The organism is Pedobacter cryoconitis (assembly GCF_001590605.1).
Classification (GTDB): Bacteria; Bacteroidota; Bacteroidia; order Sphingobacteriales; family Sphingobacteriaceae; genus Pedobacter; species Pedobacter cryoconitis_A.
In genome coordinates, this window is sequence record NZ_CP014504.1 from 4,933,930 (window position 1) to 4,956,174 (window position 22,245).

22 protein-coding genes are annotated in these 22,245 nt (G+C 39.4%); 15 read left to right on the forward strand and 7 right to left on the reverse strand.

Going from position 1 to position 22,245, the window contains the following annotated elements; translation table 11 throughout:
- Positions 1–13: 13 nt before the first annotated feature.
- Together AY601_RS20830 and AY601_RS20835 are read right to left on the reverse strand one after the other, a co-directional pair.
- Positions 14–955: a hypothetical protein gene (locus AY601_RS20830; protein ID WP_068407780.1), complete on the reverse strand. Its 942-nt coding sequence runs from the start codon at positions 953–955 to the stop codon at positions 14–16.
- A gap of 131 nt (positions 956–1,086) precedes the next feature.
- Complete coding sequence (locus tag AY601_RS20835; protein ID WP_068404730.1) at positions 1,087–3,594, reverse strand: zinc-dependent metalloprotease; 2,508 nt, start codon at positions 3,592–3,594, stop codon at positions 1,087–1,089.
- 172 nt (positions 3,595–3,766) lie between these two features.
- Between AY601_RS20835 and AY601_RS20840 the strand changes: the two genes are divergently transcribed.
- Both AY601_RS20840 and AY601_RS20845 read left to right on the forward strand, forming a co-directional pair.
- Complete coding sequence (locus AY601_RS20840) at positions 3,767–5,098, forward strand: D-alanyl-D-alanine carboxypeptidase/D-alanyl-D-alanine-endopeptidase (protein WP_232324641.1); 1,332 nt, start codon at positions 3,767–3,769, stop codon at positions 5,096–5,098.
- A 132-nt stretch (positions 5,099–5,230) separates the two neighbouring features.
- Positions 5,231–6,409 (forward strand): MFS transporter, encoded by a 1,179-nt coding sequence (locus tag AY601_RS20845; RefSeq protein ID WP_068404735.1) that lies wholly within the window; start codon positions 5,231–5,233, stop codon positions 6,407–6,409.
- On the opposite strand, the gene AY601_RS20850 is transcribed toward AY601_RS20845, so the two are convergent.
- From AY601_RS20850 to AY601_RS20860, 3 genes are read right to left on the reverse strand one after another with little or no spacing between them, the layout of a single operon-like run.
- On the reverse strand, positions 6,410–7,636 hold the full coding sequence (locus AY601_RS20850; protein WP_068404737.1) for an alanine dehydrogenase: 1,227 nt from the start codon (positions 7,634–7,636) through the stop codon (positions 6,410–6,412).
- Positions 7,637–7,683: 47 nt separating this feature from the next.
- On the reverse strand, positions 7,684–8,106 hold the full coding sequence (gene tsaE, locus AY601_RS20855) for a tRNA (adenosine(37)-N6)-threonylcarbamoyltransferase complex ATPase subunit type 1 TsaE (protein WP_068404739.1): 423 nt from the start codon (positions 8,104–8,106) through the stop codon (positions 7,684–7,686).
- A 9-nt stretch (positions 8,107–8,115) separates the two neighbouring features.
- Positions 8,116–9,669, reverse strand: a complete 1,554-nt coding sequence (locus AY601_RS20860; protein WP_041883582.1) for a bifunctional response regulator/alkaline phosphatase family protein — start codon at positions 9,667–9,669, stop codon at positions 8,116–8,118.
- A gap of 104 nt (positions 9,670–9,773) precedes the next feature.
- On the opposite strand from AY601_RS20860, the gene AY601_RS20865 reads away from it, so the two are divergent.
- The 8 genes from AY601_RS20865 (at position 9,774) to AY601_RS20900 (ending at position 17,454) form a co-directional block, all read left to right on the forward strand.
- Positions 9,774–11,003 carry an HD domain-containing protein gene (locus AY601_RS20865; RefSeq protein WP_068404741.1) on the forward strand — a complete coding sequence of 410 codons (1,230 nt, stop codon included), beginning with the start codon at positions 9,774–9,776 and terminating at the stop codon, positions 11,001–11,003.
- Positions 11,004–11,139: 136 nt separating this feature from the next.
- Complete coding sequence (gene lpxD, locus AY601_RS20870; RefSeq protein ID WP_068404743.1) at positions 11,140–12,186, forward strand: UDP-3-O-(3-hydroxymyristoyl)glucosamine N-acyltransferase; 1,047 nt, start codon at positions 11,140–11,142, stop codon at positions 12,184–12,186.
- Between the two features lie 26 nt (positions 12,187–12,212).
- The gene (locus AY601_RS20875) at positions 12,213–13,625 is read left to right on the forward strand and encodes a bifunctional UDP-3-O-[3-hydroxymyristoyl] N-acetylglucosamine deacetylase/3-hydroxyacyl-ACP dehydratase (RefSeq protein WP_068404745.1); all 1,413 of its coding nucleotides are present in this window, start codon (positions 12,213–12,215) and stop codon (positions 13,623–13,625) included.
- The gene (gene lpxA / locus AY601_RS20880) at positions 13,622–14,407 is read left to right on the forward strand and encodes an acyl-ACP--UDP-N-acetylglucosamine O-acyltransferase (RefSeq protein ID WP_068404747.1); all 786 of its coding nucleotides are present in this window, start codon (positions 13,622–13,624) and stop codon (positions 14,405–14,407) included. The genes AY601_RS20875 and lpxA overlap by 4 nt, the downstream gene beginning before the upstream one ends.
- A 9-nt stretch (positions 14,408–14,416) precedes the next feature.
- Positions 14,417–15,034 carry an ABC transporter ATP-binding protein gene (locus tag AY601_RS20885; protein ID WP_068404749.1) on the forward strand — a complete coding sequence of 206 codons (618 nt, stop codon included), beginning with the start codon at positions 14,417–14,419 and terminating at the stop codon, positions 15,032–15,034.
- A 156-nt stretch (positions 15,035–15,190) separates the two neighbouring features.
- Positions 15,191–15,751 carry an elongation factor P gene (gene efp, locus AY601_RS20890; protein ID WP_068404751.1) on the forward strand — a complete coding sequence of 187 codons (561 nt, stop codon included), beginning with the start codon at positions 15,191–15,193 and terminating at the stop codon, positions 15,749–15,751.
- 684 nt (positions 15,752–16,435) lie between these two features.
- Positions 16,436–16,669, forward strand: coding sequence for a hypothetical protein (locus AY601_RS20895; protein ID WP_068404753.1), 234 nt, complete (start codon positions 16,436–16,438; stop codon positions 16,667–16,669).
- Between the two features lie 218 nt (positions 16,670–16,887).
- Positions 16,888–17,454 (forward strand): 5-formyltetrahydrofolate cyclo-ligase, encoded by a 567-nt coding sequence (locus tag AY601_RS20900; protein ID WP_068404755.1) that lies wholly within the window; start codon positions 16,888–16,890, stop codon positions 17,452–17,454.
- Between the two features lie 33 nt (positions 17,455–17,487).
- Here AY601_RS20900 and AY601_RS20905 read toward each other — a convergent pair whose 3' ends face one another.
- Positions 17,488–18,258 carry an exodeoxyribonuclease III gene (locus AY601_RS20905; protein ID WP_068404756.1) on the reverse strand — a complete coding sequence of 257 codons (771 nt, stop codon included), beginning with the start codon at positions 18,256–18,258 and terminating at the stop codon, positions 17,488–17,490.
- A gap of 27 nt (positions 18,259–18,285) precedes the next feature.
- Complete coding sequence (locus AY601_RS20910; protein ID WP_068407783.1) at positions 18,286–19,008, reverse strand: peptidylprolyl isomerase; 723 nt, start codon at positions 19,006–19,008, stop codon at positions 18,286–18,288.
- Positions 19,009–19,159: 151 nt separating this feature from the next.
- Between AY601_RS20910 and AY601_RS20915 the strand changes: the two genes are divergently transcribed.
- From AY601_RS20915 to AY601_RS20935, 5 genes are all read left to right on the forward strand, one after another.
- Positions 19,160–19,561 carry an HYC_CC_PP family protein gene (locus AY601_RS20915; protein WP_068404758.1) on the forward strand — a complete coding sequence of 134 codons (402 nt, stop codon included), beginning with the start codon at positions 19,160–19,162 and terminating at the stop codon, positions 19,559–19,561.
- A 121-nt stretch (positions 19,562–19,682) separates the two neighbouring features.
- Positions 19,683–20,219: a heavy-metal-associated domain-containing protein gene (locus AY601_RS20920; protein ID WP_068404760.1), complete on the forward strand. Its 537-nt coding sequence runs from the start codon at positions 19,683–19,685 to the stop codon at positions 20,217–20,219.
- Between the two features lie 8 nt (positions 20,220–20,227).
- On the forward strand, positions 20,228–21,037 hold the full coding sequence (locus tag AY601_RS20925) for a hypothetical protein (protein WP_068404762.1): 810 nt from the start codon (positions 20,228–20,230) through the stop codon (positions 21,035–21,037).
- Positions 21,038–21,041: 4 nt separating this feature from the next.
- Positions 21,042–21,551, forward strand: coding sequence for a DUF3347 domain-containing protein (locus tag AY601_RS20930; RefSeq protein WP_068404764.1), 510 nt, complete (start codon positions 21,042–21,044; stop codon positions 21,549–21,551).
- A gap of 74 nt (positions 21,552–21,625) precedes the next feature.
- On the forward strand, positions 21,626–22,198 hold the full coding sequence (locus AY601_RS20935; RefSeq protein ID WP_068404766.1) for a YceI family protein: 573 nt from the start codon (positions 21,626–21,628) through the stop codon (positions 22,196–22,198).
- The last annotated feature ends 47 nt before the right edge of the window (positions 22,199–22,245 follow it).

Consider the following 22,245-nt stretch of genomic DNA (forward strand, 5'->3'; position numbering starts at 1 on the left):
AATTTTTGACGATTTATTTTGAAGGTTTTCTCCCGACTACATCTACCGTAATTTCGCTTGTATGAGGCACGCCAAGAGTACTCCCAGGTTTAATTATTAGTAAATTTTGCAAATAAACGCTGATAATTCCTTCCAGAACTTTTTTTCTCGTTTCCCTGAATTCGGGAAGGTTAGTGAAAAAATAACTTAATCTCATTTTTCCCTTTTCATCGACCAGGACATTAAACTCATAAGCGAATTCTTTATAAGCATCCGGAATAACCAGTTTATACTGCGGATAGAGGTAATCGTAAGCCTCTGTTCTGCCATTCAATTTATCGACGCTGCTTAAACGCTCTACAGTAATACGGTTATCGCGCGCACGCAAAGAAACCACTTGCCGGCCCGCAAATACACTGTCCCTTTGATCCGGATATTGAGTTGCTTTAGCTACCATTTCTGCAATAAAAAGGGTATCCGCTTTACTTGGTCGCTGCAACTTTTCAGCAGTAGTTTTTAATTTATTTTTGATATAGTCATCGGCATAAAAAGTCATGTTTACATCCGAACGGATATCATCTGCTATCTCTTTTTTATTCACCTGAAGCCGTTGAAAAACGAGGCTATCTTTGCTGATCAGCTTAAACCTGAACCATTCTTTCGCAAAATTAAAGACATCAGCATGGTCATGGTGCAAATGAAAGGGTTGCATGATTTTCTGGGCAGGATCATAAGCCAGCACTGTATCGGCAGATTTAAATTGAATAATCCAGCTTGGTTCCTGCTGAAAACCAGTCGTATCGAAAGATAACCCATTGCTGAAACGACGTTTTACTTCCGTATACCTGATTCCTTTGACCGGAGTCACATCTAACTTTACATGTTCTGGTAATTTTTCTTTCTTTGCTTTCGTATTGCACGCAGTCAGTAACAGGCTCAAACTTATAAAAATAGACAAGGAGGTGATTGGTCTCATAGTACAAACAACGTTTTTTTCTTGCAAATATATCAGGCTTTCTTTGCGAATCATAACTGGGTTTAATCAAAGAAAAGCCCTTAAGCTATAAAAATAGAGCTTAAGGGCTGATTAAAGGATATTACATCCGCTTATTTTTTAGGAAAAAGAACAGCATTGATCCTGATCACCAAGTCATCATAATGCGCTTTTGTCAGGTTATCGCCTGCTAAAGCCCTTGTTTTAGTTAATGTTAACAGTGATTTCAATTCAGCTCTTACCAATGGCCTGATATCCGACAAAGAAACATTAATAGGGGTAATGCCATAACTAGCAAGACCTTCGGAGTTTGCTCCTGGTGGAACATCCATTTCTTTGGTCATCAATTGCGTTAACGTCTCTACATAAGAACGTTGTAAATTACGTTTAAAAGCATCTGGTCTGCTGGCAGAGAATACGCTTGTTTTCAGGTCGGTAAACAGTTCAGGAAGCGTATACGAATTTGCCGTACCGTTTTTTGCTTCATTATCCAGTAAGCGTGCAATACGGGAAGGAGCCATTAACTGACCTAGTGTACTGGTTTGCACTGCTTTTATTTTATTCAATATTTGTCCGTTATCGAATTTATTCAGCTGCTCATTATTAATCAGCCATACCGGTGTAGTAAACAACTGTGTATTGAAAAATGTGATCGCTTCTTTTTGTTTAGCTTTAGACAAATAAGAATAAACAGTTCCTTTCTGATCAGTCGTTTTAAAGTTCTCACTCATGCCGCCAACATTTGCCCTTACATGGCTCATATACCTGCTATATTGCGTAATAACTTCGTTATAGAGTTCTTTCAAGTCACTAAAATCTTCCCCTTTCTGGTAAGTCCATATTTCTATATTCGGAAGGATACGCTTTAAATTAGCAATACCATAAGTACTGGCTTTCATTGCATTGTCTCCTAAATCTTCACTTTGTAAACGCGGATCTAGACTTGTGCCCTGGCGACCATAGTAATACAATGGATTTCCTGCTTTGGCAATTGTCCATACATCCAGTTTTGCTCTTTCCTGCTTAGCAGTTAAGTTGCCCGGAAACCAGGTATACCCCCATTTAATAGACCATTTATCATATTCACCAATTTCAGGATGCAGTTTAGTTACCCCATCACCAGGTTGAGCGATATAATTGAAACGTGCATAGTCCATAATGGATGGTGCTGTTCCGTGTGTATTGGTAAAGGTTTTCGAACGAAGAGAATCTACAGGATAGGCATAACTTGAACCAAAATTATGAGGCAGACCAAGCGTATGCCCAATTTCGTGTGAAGAAACAAAACGGATCAGTTCACCCATTTGTTTATCATCAAATTTAGCTTTTCTGGCTGCCGGATTAACAGCAGCAGTTTGCACAAAATACCAGTTTCTCAGTAAATTCATGACATTATGATACCAACCGATATGAGTCTCCAGAATTTGTCCGGTACGTGGATCAGAAACATGCGGACCATAGGCATTTGAGATGTTTGAAGCAAAATAGCGCACCACAGAATACCTGGAATCCTCTACACTAAAATCAGGGTCCTGTGCAGGAGTAGGAGCTTCTTTTCCAATAATCGCATTTTTGAACCCTGCTTCCTGAAAGGCAACCTGCCAGTCATTAATCCCCTGAATTAAATAAGGAACCCATTTTTTTGGAGTAGCCGGGTCAATATAAATTACAATTGGTTTAACAGGTTCTACCAATTCGCCACGCATATAAGCAGCAGTATCTTTAGGCACTAAATTCCAGCGGTGGATATAGGCCGTGCGTTCTGCCTTTTGGGCATCTGTCCCATAATCTGTTTGGGATTGGCCGAAATAGCCTACTCTTGGATCTGTTAATCTCGCTTTAACCGGTGTTTTTGGTAAAAGGAGCATCGAAGTATTGAATTCAAAAGTTACCGCACCAATGCTATTGTCGATTGGTGATTCTGCCGACCTATAAGTTTTGCTGGTCACTACTTCAATATTTATTGGGAAAGTTTTGATCGTGTCTACATAAGACCGTCCGGCATCTAAAGCACTTGCTTTATAAGCTTTCCTTAGGGCATCAGTAGCGCCGATAGCTACGACATCACCATTGTAAAAATCAGTGATATCAATCACAACACCTGTAGTGTCTTTATTGTAAGCTTTAATCTCAAAACTGGCAAGAATTGTAGACAAGTTTGAATTTTTAACAGATTGGTACATATCTGAAGTGCTGTCAGCTCTTACAGAATAACTGGGTACACGAATAAAAACCTGCTTCCCGCGACGTTCCCATTGCCAAACCTGGTCATTTAATTCTTCTCCGCCATATTGCTGATTCCCAACAGATACGCCAGATGGGACTTTATTTAAACGGGTAACGACAAGCATTTCGCGGTTTAATAAACTGTCTGGAATCTCGAAATACCATTTGTCATCTACCCTATAGGTTTTGAATAATCCATTTTTCGTCCTTGCTTTTGCAGTGATCACTTCAGAAAATGGCTTCAGTCCTTCTTTTTTCGGGGCTGGAATAGTGGGAGCGGGCGCTGCAGTCGCAGCTGTTTTTTTAGATTTTTTCTGTGCAGAAGCAGTTTCACTGCATACCGCACTTAAAAAACACATACCGGCAAGGGCCAGTAATTTAGTTTTTGAATTCATTGGTAGTCAAAAAATTTGGGGTTTGGGTTGAAGTCGTAAAAATATTCATTGTCAGCTTAAAATAATGCAACGTAATTGCAACGTTACAAAATAGGCCCGAGTTTAAATCAAAGCGTATCCGTATTTTCGGAAAAAGCAATATATTCGACCTATATCAATGGTAAAGCGTATAATGGAATTTAAAAAAGCATACCGCATCCAATCATTTTTCATTTCAGCATTGCTGATTTTGCTATTTCTTGAAAGCTGCTCCGTACAGCATCGGTTAGCCAAAGATGTTTCTCGTTTTTTAAAGGATTCACCTGTTCTCAATGACCATCTTGTCGGGTTTGCCATCTCCGGTTTAACTCAGAATGAGCTGATTTATGCGCAAAATGCGGACAAATATTTTATTCCCGCCTCTAATACAAAGTTATATACTTTTTATGCAGGGCTGAAAATGATACCAGATTCTATTCCCGCTATACGTTACATAGAACGCGGTGATTCTCTTATTTTCTGGGGAACAGGAGATCCATCCTTTTTAAAGCGGAGAATGAAAACAGATAAAACCTTTAAATTTTTAAGCACAAGTACCAGGCAGCTATTTTTTGCTGCAGGCAGATATACGGGCAATGTTTATGGACAGGGCTGGGCATGGGATGATTATAATGACGATACACAGGCAGAAATAACAGAGTTGCCTATGCAGGATAATCTGGTAGAATTCAAAAATGAAGACGGAAAGATTGCTGTTAATCCGCAGCATTTTAATCTTTGCCTGGTGAAAGACAGTTTAAATAAGGAGAAGGAGTTCAGGGTGGTCAGAGCGCTGGAAAAGAATGAATTTAACTATCCTTCGGGGGTTATACCTATTGATTTTACACAATTGGTCCCTTATAAGACAAGTATTTCGACTACATTAAACCTGCTGAGGGATACTTTGGGGCGTGATGTTCAGCTCATCCGGTTAGCAATGCCTGCTACAGCAAAGACAATTTATAACAGCAGGTCTGAAGATCTTTTCCGGGAAATGCTTTTGTCAAGCGATAATTTTATTGCCGAACAGCTTTTATTGGTTTATTCAAATCAATTTCAGCAGGAACTAAGCAGTACTGACGCGATCCGGTATATACTGGACAAATATCTGAAAGATTTGCCTCACCGTCCGCGCTGGGTAGATGGATCGGGGGTGTCAAGAATGAACCTATTCAGCCCCAGAGATATGATTTTACTGCTTCAAATGATAGATAAAGAGGTAAATAACAGAGAAAAACTCTTTAGTATGCTTCCTGCCGGTGGATTGAGCGGAACACTTAAAAATGCTTATCCTAAAACAGACCACCCTTTTGTATTTGCGAAAACCGGAACTTTTTCCAATAATTATAATCAAAGCGGTTATATCGTTACCAAAAAGGGAAAAATACTTGTTTTTTCTTTCATGAATAACAGTTTTATGGGCCCTGTTAAAGAATTAAAGGCTGAAATGGCCAAACTTATGGGGTATATCCACGATCAGTATTAAGTTGAAATAAACAGCAGTACAACTTTACTACAGCCGTCCCAAAACTGTTGTAAAAAACAATCCTGTACTTTACAATTTTATCATCTCAATTTAAACTGCTTCTCTAAATTTTATCTTTATTTTTGTGCGGATATGCAAAAGTCCGATCAATCGATTTATACCCTGCAATTTGGCCTGGTATGTTTAAGTTCCTTCCTTTTTTCTGCTAGTTTTAACATGCTGATCCCCGAATTGCCTGCCTACCTGAGTGCGATGGGTGGTGCTTCTTATAAAGGATTGATCGTTGCACTGTTTACGCTTACAGCTGGGATTTCCAGACCTTTTAGTGGTAAACTGACTGATACTATCGGCCGTGTGCCAATAATGGCTGTAGGGTCAATAGTTTGCTTTGTTTGCGGATTCCTGTATCCTGTACTGACCACAGTTGCCGGATTTCTGTTTCTTAGGTTAATTCATGGATTTTCTACCGGGTTTAAGCCAACAGCAACAGCCGCTTATGTAGCAGATCTGGTTCCGGAAAACAGGTGGGGAGAAGCGATGGGGATTCATGGAATTTGTTTTAGTACAGGTATGGCCATCGGCCCCGCCATTGGGAGTACCATAACCGATCATTTTTCCATTAACGTCTTGTTTTATTGCTCTTCAATTTTTGCTTTGTCATCCATTGTAATCCTTGGAAATATGAAAGAGACGCTGAAAGAAAAAAAGCCTTTCAGCTTCTCCCTGTTAAAGATTAAAAGACAGGATATTATTGAATGGAGAGTGATTCCTGCAGCTATAATCACACTGCTGAGTTATGTGAGTTATGGCGTAATCCTGACTGTAGTCGGAGATTGGAGCAAATATCTTGGCACCAGTAATAAAGGCTTGTTTTTTATGGTATTTACCCTGTCTTCTTTGCTCATCCGGTTTATTGCAGGGAAGGCCTCTGACAAACATGGAAGGGTCTTAATCCTTAAAATATCTCTTGCATTACTGGCCGTTTCGTTGTTATGCACGGGCTTTGCGAATTCATCTTTTACCTTAATGGCCGCTTCTGCATTATACGGTGTAGCAACAGGAATGCTTTCACCAACAGTAAATGCCTGGACAATAGATCTGAGCGATCCAAAACATCGCGGCAAAGCAATGGCAACCATGTACATTGCACTGGAAGTTGGAATTGGTTTGGGTGCTTTGCTGGCCGGATGGTTATTTATTGACAATATCAAAACTATACCCCATACATTTTTCATCTGTACAGGCATTACCATTGCAGCATTAGTTTACTTGCAATTTGTCTGGAAGCCGAAACTTGCAGCAACAGTTTAGCTATTGATTCGCAGCCACTAATAATTCAATGTCTTTGTAAGGCAGGCTAAACCTGGCAGCCAGATCTTTGCTGGTCAGGTGGCCTTTATAAATATAAAGCGCTTCCCTGATGCCTGGTTTATTCCAGATCAGGCTCATTAAGCCGCCCATTTCGCCTATGTCTACCAGGATTGGGGTAAAGATATTGGTTAAAGCATAAGAAGCTGTTCTGGGTACTCTGGATGCGATATTAGGCACGCAATAATGGATCACATCATGTTTTCTAAAAACAGGATCTTTATGGTTAGTGACCTCGGAAGTTTCAAAACACCCGCCCTGATCTATACTCACGTCAATAACAACAGAGTCTGGTTTCATTCTGCTTACTGTTTCTTCGGTTACAATACAAGGGCTTCTGCCGTGTGTAGCCCGGATAGCACCAATCACCACATCACAAGTTGTTACAGCCTTTCCTAATACGATAGGCTGCATGACAGAGGTAAATACGCGGCTTCCAAGATTATTCTGAAGACGGCGTAACCGATAAATAGAACTGTCAAATACTTTTACCTCGGCACCTAATGAAAGTGCTGTTCTTGCTGCATATTCTCCAACGGTTCCAGCGCCAAGGATGACAATTTCTGTAGGAGGCACACCTGTAAAACCGCCAAGCATTAAGCCTTTACCACCGGTTACACTGCTTAAATATTCTGCAGCAATGAAGATTGATGTTGCACCTACGATTTCGCTCATTGCGCGCACAACCGTTAAAACATTTCCCTCATCCCTTAAATTCTCAAAGCATAAAGCATTGATCTTTTTATTGAGCAATGCTTTCAGGTAACCTTCTTTAAGTGCGCCCATCTGCAAAGCAGAGATGAGTGTCTGTCCTTTATGCATCAGATTGATTTCTTCTACCGTTGGCGGGGCTATTTTCACGATAATATCAGCATCATATACATCCTTTTTATTGAATGTAATCTGTGCACCCTGTTCACTGTAATCATTGTCAGAAAAGTTTGCACCAGCACCAGCACCACTTTCCAGCAATACTTTATGGCCATGATTGACCAATAGTGCAACGGATAAAGGTGTAAGTGCAATCCGGGTTTCCTGAAAAGAGATCTCTTTAGGAATACCAATATAAAGACTGTTGCTTTTTTGTTTGATTTCTGACAATGTCTCTTTAGGCTGTAGCAGTCCTTTCTGAGCAATAGAGGCCATTTCTTCCCGTAATCCTGTAGCCATTCTGTCTATCTGATTTTTTGATTGAAATTAAGAAAAATAAGCTGAATTTAAGCAATTTTTGTGAAGGTGAAAGATCGTTTGTTTTCTGACAATGCGGTAATTCCCACTTCGATATAAGTTTCAGGCAGCAATTCCCCAATTCGCTGGGGCCATTCTATCAGGCAGATATTGCCAGAATAAAAATACTCTTCATAACCAATATCAAATACTTCCTGCAGGTTTTTAATTCTATAGAAGTCAAAATGATAAATGACCTGATGAGCTGGTGCAGCATATTCGTTTACAATAGAAAATGTAGGACTGTTAACTACAGCTGTTACGCCTAATTTCTGGCACAGGACTTTAATAAAAGTTGTTTTTCCTGCTCCCATTTCGCCCTCGAAGGCGAATATTTTTTCGTTTCCTGCAAAACTGAGCAGTGCTTCAGCGGCACTGTCCAGTTCGTCCAGGTGATTAATTTCAATGTTCATTTCAATAGGCTATCTTGAGCTGTAAGTCGCTACGGGAATCATCATTTCCTCCAGAGAGATCCCACCGTGCTGGAACGTTTCGTTATAGTAGTTCACAAACTGGTTGTAGTTATTCTGATAGACAAAATAACGGTCTTCTTTGGCGAAAATATAATTAGAGCTGATATTTATTTTAGGCAATTGTGCCTCATGAGGATTTTTAATCAAAAATACCTCTTTTGCATTAAAATTCAGATTTCTGCCTTGTTTATAGCGCAGATTTGTATTGGTATTTCTATCTCCGATTACTTTACTCGGATGTTTTACCCTGATTGTACCGTGATCTGTAGTAATAATTACTTTAACTTGTTTCTGTGCAAGTTTCTTTAACAGCTCTAATAAAGGAGAGTGCTCAAACCACGAAAGCGTTAGTGAGCGGTAAGCAGCATCGTCATTTGCCAGCTCTCTGATCATAGCCATATCAGTACGGGCATGAGACAGCATATCAACAAAGTTGTAAACGATTGCATTGAACTCATTCTGCATCAGGTTATTCATTTGCTCGTTAAGTGCTTTTCCATCATCATAAGTCAGAATTTTATGATAACTGAATTTACAGTCTTTACGAACGCTGCGTTTAATCTGATCTGCAAGGAAAGCTTCTTCATGCATGTTTTTACCACCTTCTTCATCATCATTTTGCCAAAGGGAAGGAAAACGTTTCTCCATTTCGAGCGGCATCAGGCCTGAAAAGATAGAATTTCTTGCGTATTGCGTTGCTGTTGGAAGAATACTTGTATAAATGTCTTCTTCGTCTAACCTGAAATGTTCTGTAATTAAAGGATTGATAATCTTCCACTGATCGTATCTCAGGTTATCTATCAGAATAAAGAATACGGGTGTAGTAGAGTTGATATGTGGAAATGCTTTCTTTTTAAGCAGCTCATTAGACAATAAAGGTGTTTTGCCTCTTTTATTAACCCAGTCAATGTAATTGTCTTCGATGAATTTAGAGAACTGTGTATTTGCTTCAGACTTTTGCATGGTCAGGATTTCATGCATCTGAGGGTCATCAAGCTTTTCAAGTTCCAGTTCCCAGAAAATTAGTTTTTTATAAACTTCTGTCCATTCTTCATAGCTTAATTTGTCATTCAGTGTCATGCCTAAACGTCTGAAGTCTTGTTGATAAGCCATCGACGTTTTGGCACTGATCAGTCTTTTATTGTCTATGATTTTTTTAATCGTCAGCAATACTTGCTTAGGATTAACCGGTTTTATCAGATAGTCGTCAATTTTTGAACCGATCGCATCCTCCATCAGGTTTTCCTCTTCACTTTTGGTAATCAGGACAACCGGAATGTCACTTTTTATATTTTTAATGGCCGAAAGGGTTTCCAATCCACTCATGCCGGGCATATTTTCATCCAGAAATACCAGGTCGAAATGCTCCTTGCCAAAAGCCTCCAATGCATCGTTTCCATTCGTAAATGTAGTTACGTGGTACCCTTTTTCGTTCAATAGTAATATATGCGGTTTTAATAAGTTTATCTCATCATCGGCCCATAGAATCTTGGTTTCCTGCATTATTGTATGTATAAGGTGTAAATAAATCCTTAAAAAGAGATATCTCTTTCTTAAGTACGGATAAAAATAGCAATTTTTGTACCGTATAATTTATTTTGCCAAGATTGAATAAAAAGAAAATAATAAATGACCCGGTATATGGATTTATCAATATACCCTCAGAATTGATCTTTGACCTGATCTCGCATCCCTTTTTTCAGCGTTTACGCTATATTAAACAATTAGGGATGACACACCTGGTTTATCCGGGAGCTTTGCATACGCGTTTTCACCACGCACTTGGTGCAATGCACCTGATGTGCCTGGCTATTGATATCTTACGCAGTAAGGGTCACGACATTACTAAAGAAGAAGAAGAGGGGGCAACGATAGCTATATTGCTCCATGATATCGGTCACGGGCCATTTTCTCATGCACTGGAATATTCGCTGGTGAAGGGAATTCAGCATGAAGATATTTCCATTCTGATGATGGAGCGCCTGAATATGGAGTTCGAGGGAAAATTAAATACTGCCATCGCTATATTTAAAGGAGTGTATCCAAAGAAATTTCTGCATCAGCTGATTTCAAGTCAGCTGGATCTGGACAGAATGGATTATTTAAACAGGGATAGTTTCTTTACAGGTGTGAGTGAAGGTGTAATCAGCTTTGACCGGATTATCAAGATGTTTAACATTGCTGATGATCAGTTGGTTATTGAGGAGAAGGGTATTTATTCTATTGAGAAATTCTTGATTGCAAGACGATTAATGTACTGGCAGGTCTATTTGCATAAAACAGTTATCGCAGGAGAAATGCTGCTGGTAAAGATTTTAAAACGGGCAAAAGAGCTTGCTGTAAAGGGAGCGGACTTATTTGCTACACCAGCATTGCAACATTTCCTGAAGAATGAGATTTCTCAAAAGGAGTTTTTTGAAACGGATGTACACTTACTACAATTTGCAAAACTGGATGATCAGGATATTTTTGCTTCAGTTAAAGTCTGGTGCGGAAATCAGGACAGGATTCTTTCGTTATTATGTAATATGCTGGTGAACCGCAATTTGTATAAGATTGAGATAACCAATGACTTACCTGATCCAGGCAGGGTTTCTCTGATTAGCGAAAATAGTGCCTTTAGTCTCGGAATTGATCAGAATGAGGTATCTTACTTTGTTTTTACGGATGTAATCAGCAACAGGGCCTATAATACAGGGGGCGGAAACAGCACAATTAACATATTAATGAAAAATAATACAACAACAGATATTGCAAAAGCATCCGATTTATCTAACCTGGAATCGCTCGACAGGACAGTTAGAAAGCATATACTTTGCTATCCAAGAATTATTTAGCATTATTTAACAAAATAATCCAATTATTATCCCGTTTTTTATCCGATTATACAGGAGCATTGAAATGGTCAAGTGGCTGATAAAATAGGGAGTTGGGATAATTTGTTCATATCAATTTAACATTTAACTTTGTAGAATGCAATTTACTGCCAAGCAGATAAGCGACTTTTTAAGTGGAACAGTTGAAGGCGATGAAACTATCACAGTATCAGAGCTTTCTAAAATAGAAGAAGGAAAAAAAGGGGCCTTATGTTTTCTATCTAACCGGAAATACGAGAACTTCATCTATTCAACGAACGCATCTGTCGTTATCGTTGGGTTAGATTTTGTCCCTTCACAACCTATCAGCTGTACGCTGGTGAAGGTGAAGGATCCATATAGTGCTTTTTCTGTTTTACTGGAAAAGTATAATGAGGCCTTAAATGATACTGCTCAAAAAACGGGCATAGAACAGCCTTCTTTTGTTCATCCTTCAGCAAAAATCGGCAAAAATGTGTTTATAGGAGCTTTCTCTTATATTGATGCCAATGTGGAGATTGGAGACCATACAAAGATTTTACAACAGATACATATAGGAACAGATTCAAAAATTGGCTCGGGGTGTACTTTTCATCCAGGAGTTAAAATCTATAACCGTTCTGTGATTGGAAATGGGGTCATTATCCATTCTAATACAGTAATTGGCAGTGATGGATTTGGATTTGCCCCTCAGCCGGATGGCACTTATACAAAAATTGCCCAGATAGGAAATGTTGTGATTGAAAACGATGTTGAAATCGGTGCAAATACTGCAATTGACAGAGCAACAATGGGTTCTACTTTCATTAGAAAAGGCTCAAAACTGGATAACCTGATTCAGATTGCACACAATGTTGAGATTGGAGAGCATACGGTTGTTGCTGCCCAGGCAGGAGTTTCCGGAAGCAGTAAGGTAGGTGAAAGGTCAGTTGTTGGCGGCCAGGTTGGAATTGCGGGGCATTTATCATTGGCCAGGGGCACACAAATTGGTGCGCAGGCAGGGATTAATTCCAACATTACAGAAGAGAATAAACAATGGCATGGCACACCTGCGCAGCCGCTCAGAGATTGGATGCGCGCCTCTGTGTTGTTTAAACATTTGCCAGGAATAGAAAAACGGATTACAAAATTAGAGGCTGAAATTACAGCAAAACTCCAGTCATAGTATAATTAGTACCACACAAAACAATAATGAACGTTAAACAAAAAACCATAAAAAGCGAAGTTTCTGTACATGGAGTAGGCTTGCATACAGGTGCCAGTGTCACTTTAACTTTTTGTCCGGCTCCGGAAAACCACGGGTTTAAATTTCAAAGGACTGATTTACCAGGTCAACCAATCATCGATGCAGACTGTGACAATGTAACAGATACTGCAAGAGGCACAACAATTACGCAAAACGGAGCGAGTATCAGCACGGTGGAGCATGTAATGGCTTCTTTGGTTGGGATGGACCTTGATAATATATTAATGAAGCTGGATGGCCCTGAAACTCCGATTATGGATGGAAGCGCGATCCTTTTCGTTGAGGCGCTGGAAAGTGTAGGTTTGGTACAGCAAAGTATCGACCGTGAATATTTCCAGATTCCGCATAACATTACGTATACTGATGCTGAACGTAAGGTTGAGATCGTGGCTATGCCACTTGAAGATTACAGGTTTACTTGTATGATTGATTATAACTCTCCTGTTTTAGGCAGTCAGCACGCTGTAATTTCTACGATTGCAGAGTTTAAAAGTGCGATTGCCTCGTGCCGTACTTTCTGTTTCCTGCATGAACTGGAGTATCAATTACAGAACAACCTGATTAAAGGTGGTGATTTAAATAATGCAATCGTTATTGTTGACAAAGAGGTTACGCGTGATGAATTAGATCACCTGGCTAAAATATTCAACAGAGAGAAGATAGAAGTGGCTCCACAGGGTATTCTGAACAATATGGAGCTGCGTTACCAGAATGAGCCTGCAAGACACAAATTGTTAGATATGATTGGTGACCTTGCGCTTGTCGGAATGCATATTAAAGGGCATATCATGGCTGCAAGACCAGGACATGCAGCAAATATTGCATTTGCGAAAAAAATCAAAGCAGCAATCAAAAAAGAAAAAAACAAGAAAGTTCAGCATGTTTATGATCCATCAGTAAAGCCACTTTATGATGTGATGCAGATCATGGATATTTTACCGCACAGACAACCGTTTTTGTTTATCGATAAAATCCTTGAATTGTCAAAAACACACGTAGTTGGGGTGAAAAATGTCACGATGAATGAAGAGTTTTTCAAAGGACATTTTCCGGGTGCACCAGTTTTACCGGGTGTAATCCAGATTGAGGCAATGGCACAAACAGGTGGTGTTTTAGTATTAAGTACTGTTCCTGATCCAAGAAACTATCTTACTTATTTCCTTAAAATTGATAAAGTAAGATTCAGGGCGCAAGTATTGCCCGGTGATACGATCGTTTTCAGATGTGATTTGATGGAGCCAATCCGCAGAGGTATTGCACAGATGAAAGGCGTGGGCATGGTAGGAGAGAAAATAGTAGTAGAGGCAGAGATGATGGCCCAAATTTCAAAAGTTAAAGATAGCGAACGCGTATCATGATACAACCATTAGCATATATACATCCTGATGCGATCATAGCAGACAATGTGGTTATAGAACCTTTTTCTGTTATACATAAAGACGTTGTCATTGGGGAAGGAACATGGATTGCCTCTAATGTGGTAATCATGGACGGCGCAAGGATAGGAAAGAACTGCAGGATTTTCCCTGGTTCTGTAATCTCAGGAGTCCCTCAGGATTTAAAATTCGCAGGTGAAGTCACTACTGCCGAAATCGGGGATAATACCACGATCAGGGAGTGTGTAACAATTAACCGCGGAACAAAAGATAAATGGAAGACTGTAATTGGAAGCAATTGCCTGATTCAGGCTTATTCACACATTGCGCATGATTGTGAGGTGGGTAATAATTGTATTTTCTCTAACAGTACCACGCTGGCAGGCCATATCACTATTGGTGATTATGTGGTTCTGGCTGGTTTAGTTGCCATACATCAGTTCGTTAATGTAGGAGCGCATGCGTTCATTACCGGTGGTTCACTGGTAAGGAAAGATGTTCCGCCTTATGTTAAAGCTGCAAGAGAGCCTTTATCGTACGCAGGGATTAATTCTGTTGGCTTAAGAAGACGTGGGTTTTCTTCAGAGAAGATCAATGAGATACAGGAAATCTACAGGGTATTGTTTGTAAAGCATAATAATGTGACCAAAGCTCTGGATAAGATAGAGGCTGAATTCGCACCGACTGAAATTCGTGATGAAATTGTTGATTTTATCAGAAATTCAAACAGAGGCGTGATGAAGGGTTTTGGATCAGGTAGCTAAGTCATTTGAATGAAGATCGATTTAAAAGATGCCGGCAGAAGGTTTAACCAGGAGTGGATATTCAGAAATTTCACTTATGGATTTGCTGCTGCCGGCAAATATGCTATTCTGGGGCCAAATGGTTCCGGTAAGTCGACTTTATTAAGTGTAATTCTGGGTAGTCTGGAGCCTTCTGAAGGCACGATTACTTATGCAGATGATACTAACATCATCCCAATAGAAAAAGTGTACAAGCAAGTAAGTTTTGCTGCACCTTACCTGGATTTAGTAGAAGAGTTTACTTTGCAGGAGACCATTGATTTCCATTTTAAATTCAAGCGTTTTTATCCCGGTGTCACTGCGGCACAGGTGATGGATCTGTTAGGGTTGAGGAAAGCTCAGGATAAAGCTTTAAAGTATTTTTCTTCAGGTATGAAACAGCGGACCAAGCTGGCTTTAGCTTGCTGCACTGATACACCCCTGCTGCTATTGGATGAGCCAACTTCAAACCTGGATCAACAGGGAATCAAGTGGTATCACGAGCTGATCCGGGATTTTACTGCTGATAAGCTTGTGGTGATCGGCTCCAATCAGGAAATCGAGTATTCTTTTTGCGATAATTTTATAAAGATAACTGACTATAAATAAAGCAAAACGTAGTGAATTGCAAGGCTATTGTCAAGAAATAGACTAAAAATTGGCCTTATTTGTATTATTTAAAATTACTATTGTAGAACCAGAAATTGTTTTTACCTTTGCGGCACGAAATAGCGCTGCTGGTAGGGCAATGAATTTCAGAAAAAAATGGCAAAAGCATCAGAAGTGAAAAGCGGTAATATTCTTCGTTTCAATGGAGAATTAATTGTAGTAGAAGAGTTTCTACACCGGACTCCTGGAAATTTAAGAGCTTTTTACCAGGCAAGAATGAGGAACATTAAAAGCGGCAAATTAGTCGAGTATAGGTTCCGCACAGATGAAGAGGTAACGATATGCCGGGTAGAGACAAATGATTATCAATATTTATACGAAGATGGAGAATTCCTCGTTGTTATGGATAACAGTTCTTTTGAACAATTTAACATCCCAAAATCATTATTTGGGGACCAGATTAAATTCTTAAAAGAAGGCATGAATGTTGTAATAGCATTCGAGAGTGAAGAGCCGATTTCGGCACAAACTCCCCAGCATGTTGAGCTGGAGGTTACTTACACAGAGCCCGCTGTTAAAGGGGACACTTCAACAAGTGCATTGAAATATGCGACCGTTGGAGCAGACGTTGAAATAAAAGTGCCAATGTTTATCAATCAAGGCGATAAAGTTAAGGTTGATACACGTACAGGTGAATATATAGAAAGAGTAAAATAAGAATTTTCATAGTTTAGTTTTAGGTTTAGGTTGATTTTGGCTTCGGAGTGGTTCCCGAAGCCATATTTTTTTAGAGACTTTTTTATTTTGGAGGGGCTGGTCAGATCTGGTTATTGTTGTCAGAATAAAGGGATCAAGTCATCAACTTTTGGAGCAGGCTCTTTTTAAGCATAAATTTTGACACGCTAAACAGAATGTCTTTGCTGTCACGGATGCGCTTATGCCTGTGGAAGTTGCGCTGAAAGCTTTCAATTTATAGGGGAATGACCCAGACGAAACAAGGCCGGGCTGTTCGTAAATAAATTCAAAATAGCTAAATAATAAAGCTATATCGGCCGGGTACTGTCCGAGTACTGGTCGGGTACTCGTTAGGGTAAGAGCAGTGCTAAAGTAACGCGAGAGCATGGCAAGTCCAAGTCAAAACAACTAGTTGAAATGACTTGGACTTGCCATAGTTAAAGCCCGTTCTCAACCTGGTGTTATCCCGACCACCACTCAGGCACAACCAAACCATAACTAGTTGAATATTAATGAAATTATAATTTTCCATTGGACTAACCCACGGACAACTGCGGACAACTGCGGACAATTGCAGACAGCTGCGGACAATTACGGACATTTTTTACGCATCAGGATAATCTTCAACGCGAATAGCTTACATTGGTGGAAAAGCATTTATTTATTATGGGAAGTTTAACGGGTAAATTTTCAAAGGGAATCCTGGACGATTTCATTTTTAAAGCAGCAGTTTGGCGTACAGGTTGTTTCAAAAGTTCTCTACTGGGCATAATGAAACAATCAAGGGAAACCGAAAAGACATCAGAGAACTTTCGTCAAAGTGGCAAGCCTGGAAAAATCAGGATCTTTCCTCCCCCTAAGAATTCCGCTGAAGCGTTGACCGATCTCTTATCAAAGTAATCAGGAGCGTTAATACTGATAAATTGAACTATAAAATCAGGAAGTAATTAGCTTATTAAAGAATCGTAACCAGCTGCTTTGAACTCAAAAAATATCAAACCCAAAACTTGAAATTTAATCCCTAATCCACAAGTTTATGAATTGATCCCTTTTTTATTGGAGCTGACAGACAGATTTCCGAAGGATTTCTAACTTGCAGGACATAGTGTTATTAAAAGATGAATAAATCAGAAATCAGGAAACAGGAGACTAAAAAAAGGAAAGAACTTAGCCCGGAACAGGCTTATGAGCTGAGTGAGAAATTACTTGAACAGTTCACTACGCTTGACCTGAGTGCAGTAAAAACACTTCATATTTTCCTTCCGATTGTCGAAAAGAATGAACCAGATACCTTTTTATTTATTGAGTGGCTCAAAAAACATCATCCGCAGTTAAATATAATTGTGCCCCGCGCAGATTTTAAAACGTCTTTAATGACACATCATCATTATAAAGGCGAACAAGAGCTTTTAAAGAGTTCTTTTAATATTTTGGAGCCAGTTAACGAAGAAGAGTACACAGGTGATATAGACCTGGTTATTGTGCCTCTACTGGCATTTGATGACAGAGGTTATCGTGTTGGATATGGCAAAGGATTCTACGACCGGTTTTTAGAAGGAAGAGGCACCCTTAAAGTGGGCTTATCTTTTTTCAAAAGCGTGGGTATCATCGATGATACCCACGAGAACGATATTCGTCTGGATCTTTGTATTACACCAGATCAGGTGATTTATTTTAAAGATTAAATCCTGTCAGGAATTTGATCAGGCAATCAGTAATTATGACGTAAGTTCCAATAAGATTGGACAATGGTCAGAGTGTATGGCATCAGATAAGATTTTAACGTCTTTAATCCGCTCTAGCATAGGTTGCGTAGCCAAATGATAATCGATACGCCAACCCAGGTTCTTACCTCTTGAACCTGCTCTGTAGCTCCACCATGTGTAATGATGAGGATCTTTGTTCAGGTGTCTGAAAGTATCAATAAAACCTGCTTCCAGGAATAAACCCATCCACTCTCTTTCCTGAGGCAGGAAGCCGGATGAATTCGCGTTGGATTTAGGATTATGGATATCAATTGCGGTATGACAGATGTTATAATCACCCGAAATGATCAGATTTGGATAAGTTTCGCGGAGTTTGGTGATATACTTCTCAAAATAGGCCATGAATTCATACTTTTTAACCTGTCTCTCGTCTCCGGATGATCCGGATGGAAGATATACGCTCATTAAAGAGAAAGTATCAAAATCGGCCCTTAAAATGCGTCCTTCTTTATCTATCCATTCTTCCCCACATCCATATTCAACGTGATTAGGTTTGATTTTTGAAAATATGGCGACTCCGCTGTAGCCCTTTTTTTCTGCAGCAAACCAGTAATGGTGATAGCCAAGGTTCTCAATTAAACCAATGATCTCCGGAATTTGAGAAGGAAGGGCTTTCACTTCCTGAAGACAGATCATATCTGCATCCGTTGATTGCAGCCAGCCTACAAAGTTTTTTGTAGAGGCAGCACGGATTCCGTTCACGTTGTAAGAAAGTATCTTCATTGTAGTTTCTGTTTTTTTTTAAATATTTTATTGGTTCAGCAGAAAGATGACTTCATCACCTCCTGATTTTTTCATCTCTTTTTCCAGCTTACGCGCTTTTCTTTTTTTCAAAAGTGTGACCGTCATTTTTACATCTGCTAAAGGGCGGTCATTGGAATCTGTTTTCACGGCCGAGATTGTATCAATCAGCGGTAATCCGCTTACAACTTCGCCATAAACAGTATAGCGCTTATCCAGATGAGGTACACCGCCTTTACTCTTATAAATTTCGCGTTCCCATTGCGGGATTTTAAATTTTAAACGCTTAACCTCCATACTATCCAGTTGTGCATCGGTGAATTTCTTTCCCTGTACCAGGTAAAACTGGCAGCCGCTGGATGCCATCAGTGGGTTATCATCTCTTGCCGCAGCCAATACTCCTTTTTTATGAAACAGGCTATCGCGGAATTCGGCAGGTACAGTATAACCCACATCTCCATCCCCTAATTGCTTACCTGCCGGAGCATTTTTAGAGTCCGGATCACCTCCCTGAATCATAAATGAATGAATGACCCGATGGAAGAGTGTACCATCATAGAAACCCTTTTTGACCAGTTTAACAATATTATCCCGGTGCTGCGGGGTTTTATTGTATAGCATAATAATACATTCGCCCTGTGCTGTTGTTATCTTTAGATACTGATGTTTTGGCCCGGAAGCGAAAACAGAATTTAAGCAAAGCAGGAGCAAAAAGGTAAAGAATGGCTTCATCTGGTAGGTATTTTTGGCTAAGTTAAGACAGAATTCTACTTTTAAAAACTGGTATGGCATAATCTTGTAATCTTTCTGTTGCTAACTGGCTGTGTTTTTCGTTTTTAAAAATTTATACTTAAGTTTGATAATTGATACTATTTATACATAAATGAAACTAAAACAAAGGATAGCTTTAGGATTATGTGCCTTTTACCTGATTACCGTAATTGGTGTTGCCCTGAGCCTGCATTTTTGCGGGGGTGAGCTGTCTGGGATTCATTTGACGGAAGTTGCCCATTGTGGTGGCTGTAATGAGGCAGAAAAATCGGTTAAAAAAGAAGATTCCTGCTGTAAAAACACAAAGGTTGATGCGAAAATCAAAGACAGTCATCAGACAGGTCTCAAAATTGATCTTCCTAAGAACCATAGTCTTCCGGTATTAATCTCTTCTTATATTTCAGAACTGCTGTCCTTTGTTTTACCTCAGCTATTCACTAAAATTAAAGAGGAAGCCCCTCCTTTATCCGCGCGGGTCGCCCTGCATGCCTACAACTGCGTTTTCAGAAATTAGACCAGGAATAAATTAAATGTAATTGCGGATTTTCATTCGCCATTGCCTCTTTGTATTCATTTATTTCAAATCATTAGTCCCTTGTTTTTTAATATTCAGGCGGGCTTACAACAATTTCATTATGAAAACGATTAAATATTTCACCCTTATATTCTGCTTATTTATAAGCGGAAATACCTTCGCACAACAAATTTCTAAAGCTGAACTACAGGTTAACGGTTTAACTTGCTCTATGTGTTCAAGAGCTACAGAAACGTCTTTAAAAAGCCTTGGGTTTATTGAGACTGTGTCACCAGATCTGAATAGAAATGTTTTCGTCCTTACTTTTAAAGCTGATCAGAAAGTAAACCTGGATGAGATCAGAGATAAAGTTCAGGATGCAGGGTTCTCAATAGGAGATCTTTCCGCTACAATTAATTTCAAAAATACACAAGTTGATGCTGCAGGACTTGCTGAACTTGATGGTGCTGTTTTCCAATTCATCAATGCGAAAAGTAAAACCCTTGACGGCCCGGTTATCGCGCGTATCATGGATAAGGATTTTATCACTTCGTCTGCATTTAAGAAACAAGCTGCTGAATTAAAATCTGAAACCTATCTTAAAGGAAAAGGTGTTGTTCAGGGTAAAGAAACCCGTATTTTTCATTTAAGTATTTAAGCACAAGAATGAAGTTTATTCAATTAGCAGCAGTAATTTTTCTGCTGGGCGGGAGCTTGGGTGCGGGTGCGCAAGAATTATATGTCTTTACAGAGCCGGCAAGTAACATGGCTGCCAAATCTATTGGGGTCAGGATCACCAATGAGGGAATCTTTAATGGTGGTGGAAACAGAACCATGCCCGAAGTGATGTTTAGCTTTAATAAAAACCTGATGACACACTTCCAGGGATTCTTTTCTGATATGGATGGTAAATACAGGCTGGAAGGAGGGAGTATTTATGCAAAATATCGTTTCCTTTCTATCGATGATACGCAGCGGCATTTACGCGCTGCGGTATTCGGCAGGGTAAGTACCAGTAAGCGGCCAACTTATACAGAAGACATCAATCTGGAAGGCGATAACAGCGGGGTTCAGGGTGGTTTAGTTGTGACTCAGCTACTTCATAAACTAGCTTTATCGGGTACAGTAAGCTATACCAAAGCTTTTGATGTGGAAAGTCAGCGGGTAGCGGGAACCTTACAGCCTGATCAGATGATTGGCTATAGTTTATCTTCAGGATACCTGGTCCTTCCATTCGTCTATAAAAACTACAATCAGCCGAATTTCAATGTTTACTTTGAAATGCTGGGTAAAACAAATCCGGCAAATGGGAGGTCTTACCTCGATCTTGCACCCGCTTTACAGGTTATCCTGAATAGCAGGACACGTATAGATCTGGGATACAGATTCCAGGTAGCAGGAGATATGGCTGGCAGATATAATAAAAACATGTACCTGGTCCGTGCAGAGTTTAATTTCTTTAACGTTTTAAAATAAAAATATGAAAACAGTAATTTTAGGTTTAGCTCTATTTTTAGGGACATTGGTACAACCTGCCCTTGCGCAGAAAGCTGACGTATCTGGTAAATTTAACCAGAGTTTAAAAAGCTATTATGCTTTAAAGAATGCATTGGCGACGGATAAATCGGAGGAAGCTCCAAAATTAGCACTGGCCTTACAAACTGCGGTCAAAGAAGTCCCGCATAAAGGATTTAAGGAGACTAAACAACACTTATTATGGATGTCTGAATCGGCTGTAATTCAGCAAAAAGCATTGGAGTTAAGCAAAAGTAATGACCTGAAAAATCAACGCAAAAGCTTTGAAGGAATCAGTATTGCGTTTATTAAATTAGCCAAAGAATTGAAGTTGAATACTCAGGAAGCTTTCGTTCAATATTGTCCAATGGGTAAATTCAGCTGGCTGAATGAAGTCAAAGAAATCCAGAATCCTTATTATGGGAGCCAAATGTATGACTGTGGTACTGTGAAAGATACGCTTGAAAAGAACTAATATTTCTTATCATACATCAAGGGTTTTTGCCATAATTCCCTATATGTTTGCAGAGTTATTTAAAACACAAATTTATGAAAAAGATATTTTTATTTTTGCTTGTCGCTTCCATCAGCACAGCATCATTTGCACAAACAAAGTGGTCTGTAGACCCGATGCATACCTTTATTAATTTTGAAGTTAAACATTTGGGGATCTCCTTTGTAAATGGGTCATTCAAGAAATTTGAAGGCACAATCGATGCAGCTAAACCAGATTTAACAGATGCTAAAATCAACTTTACTGTAGCTGTAAACAGCGTTACTACTGGTGTTGAAATGAGAGATAATCATTTGAAAACAGACGATTTCTTCAATGCGGAAAAATATCCAACCATGACTTTTGTGGGTTCGTCTTTTAAGAAATTGAAAGATAATAATTATGAACTTGCTGGTAAACTGACTATCCGCGACGTAACGAAAGACGTGAAATTTAACGTTGTTTATGGCGGAGTAGCTAAAGATCAGCAGGCAAATACAAGAGCAGGCTTTCACGCTACTACCACGGTTAACCGTTTAGATTATAATATCAAGTATGATCCAAGTGGAATGGCAGTAGCGAAAGACATCAAAATTGAATTAAACCTGGAATTCGTTCAGGCTAAATAATATTCTTGTTTAAACTGAAGAGGGGTTGTTTAAGCAGGTGAATGCTT

Coding starts and splice junctions, on each gene's coding strand:
- AY601_RS20875 (WP_068404745.1), top strand. CDS start 12,213: ATGAACGTTAAACAAAAAACCATAAAAAGCGAAGTTTCTGTACATGGA.
- AY601_RS20835 (WP_068404730.1), bottom strand. CDS start 3,594: ATGAATTCAAAAACTAAATTACTGGCCCTTGCCGGTATGTGTTTTTTA.
- efp (WP_068404751.1), top strand. CDS start 15,191: ATGGCAAAAGCATCAGAAGTGAAAAGCGGTAATATTCTTCGTTTCAAT.
- AY601_RS20925 (WP_068404762.1), top strand. CDS start 20,228: ATGAAGTTTATTCAATTAGCAGCAGTAATTTTTCTGCTGGGCGGGAGC.
- tsaE (WP_068404739.1), bottom strand. CDS start 8,106: ATGAACATTGAAATTAATCACCTGGACGAACTGGACAGTGCCGCTGAA.
- AY601_RS20830 (WP_068407780.1), bottom strand. CDS start 955: ATGAGACCAATCACCTCCTTGTCTATTTTTATAAGTTTGAGCCTGTTA.
- AY601_RS20920 (WP_068404760.1), top strand. CDS start 19,683: ATGAAAACGATTAAATATTTCACCCTTATATTCTGCTTATTTATAAGC.
- AY601_RS20850 (WP_068404737.1), bottom strand. CDS start 7,636: ATGGCTACAGGATTACGGGAAGAAATGGCCTCTATTGCTCAGAAAGGA.
- lpxA (WP_068404747.1), top strand. CDS start 13,622: ATGATACAACCATTAGCATATATACATCCTGATGCGATCATAGCAGAC.
- AY601_RS20910 (WP_068407783.1), bottom strand. CDS start 19,008: ATGAAGCCATTCTTTACCTTTTTGCTCCTGCTTTGCTTAAATTCTGTT.
- AY601_RS20840 (WP_232324641.1), top strand. CDS start 3,767: ATGGAATTTAAAAAAGCATACCGCATCCAATCATTTTTCATTTCAGCA.
- AY601_RS20895 (WP_068404753.1), top strand. CDS start 16,436: ATGGGAAGTTTAACGGGTAAATTTTCAAAGGGAATCCTGGACGATTTC.
- AY601_RS20935 (WP_068404766.1), top strand. CDS start 21,626: ATGAAAAAGATATTTTTATTTTTGCTTGTCGCTTCCATCAGCACAGCA.
- AY601_RS20885 (WP_068404749.1), top strand. CDS start 14,417: ATGAAGATCGATTTAAAAGATGCCGGCAGAAGGTTTAACCAGGAGTGG.
- AY601_RS20900 (WP_068404755.1), top strand. CDS start 16,888: ATGAATAAATCAGAAATCAGGAAACAGGAGACTAAAAAAAGGAAAGAA.
- lpxD (WP_068404743.1), top strand. CDS start 11,140: ATGCAATTTACTGCCAAGCAGATAAGCGACTTTTTAAGTGGAACAGTT.
- AY601_RS20915 (WP_068404758.1), top strand. CDS start 19,160: ATGAAACTAAAACAAAGGATAGCTTTAGGATTATGTGCCTTTTACCTG.
- AY601_RS20905 (WP_068404756.1), bottom strand. CDS start 18,258: ATGAAGATACTTTCTTACAACGTGAACGGAATCCGTGCTGCCTCTACA.
- AY601_RS20845 (WP_068404735.1), top strand. CDS start 5,231: ATGCAAAAGTCCGATCAATCGATTTATACCCTGCAATTTGGCCTGGTA.
- AY601_RS20930 (WP_068404764.1), top strand. CDS start 21,042: ATGAAAACAGTAATTTTAGGTTTAGCTCTATTTTTAGGGACATTGGTA.
- AY601_RS20860 (WP_041883582.1), bottom strand. CDS start 9,669: ATGCAGGAAACCAAGATTCTATGGGCCGATGATGAGATAAACTTATTA.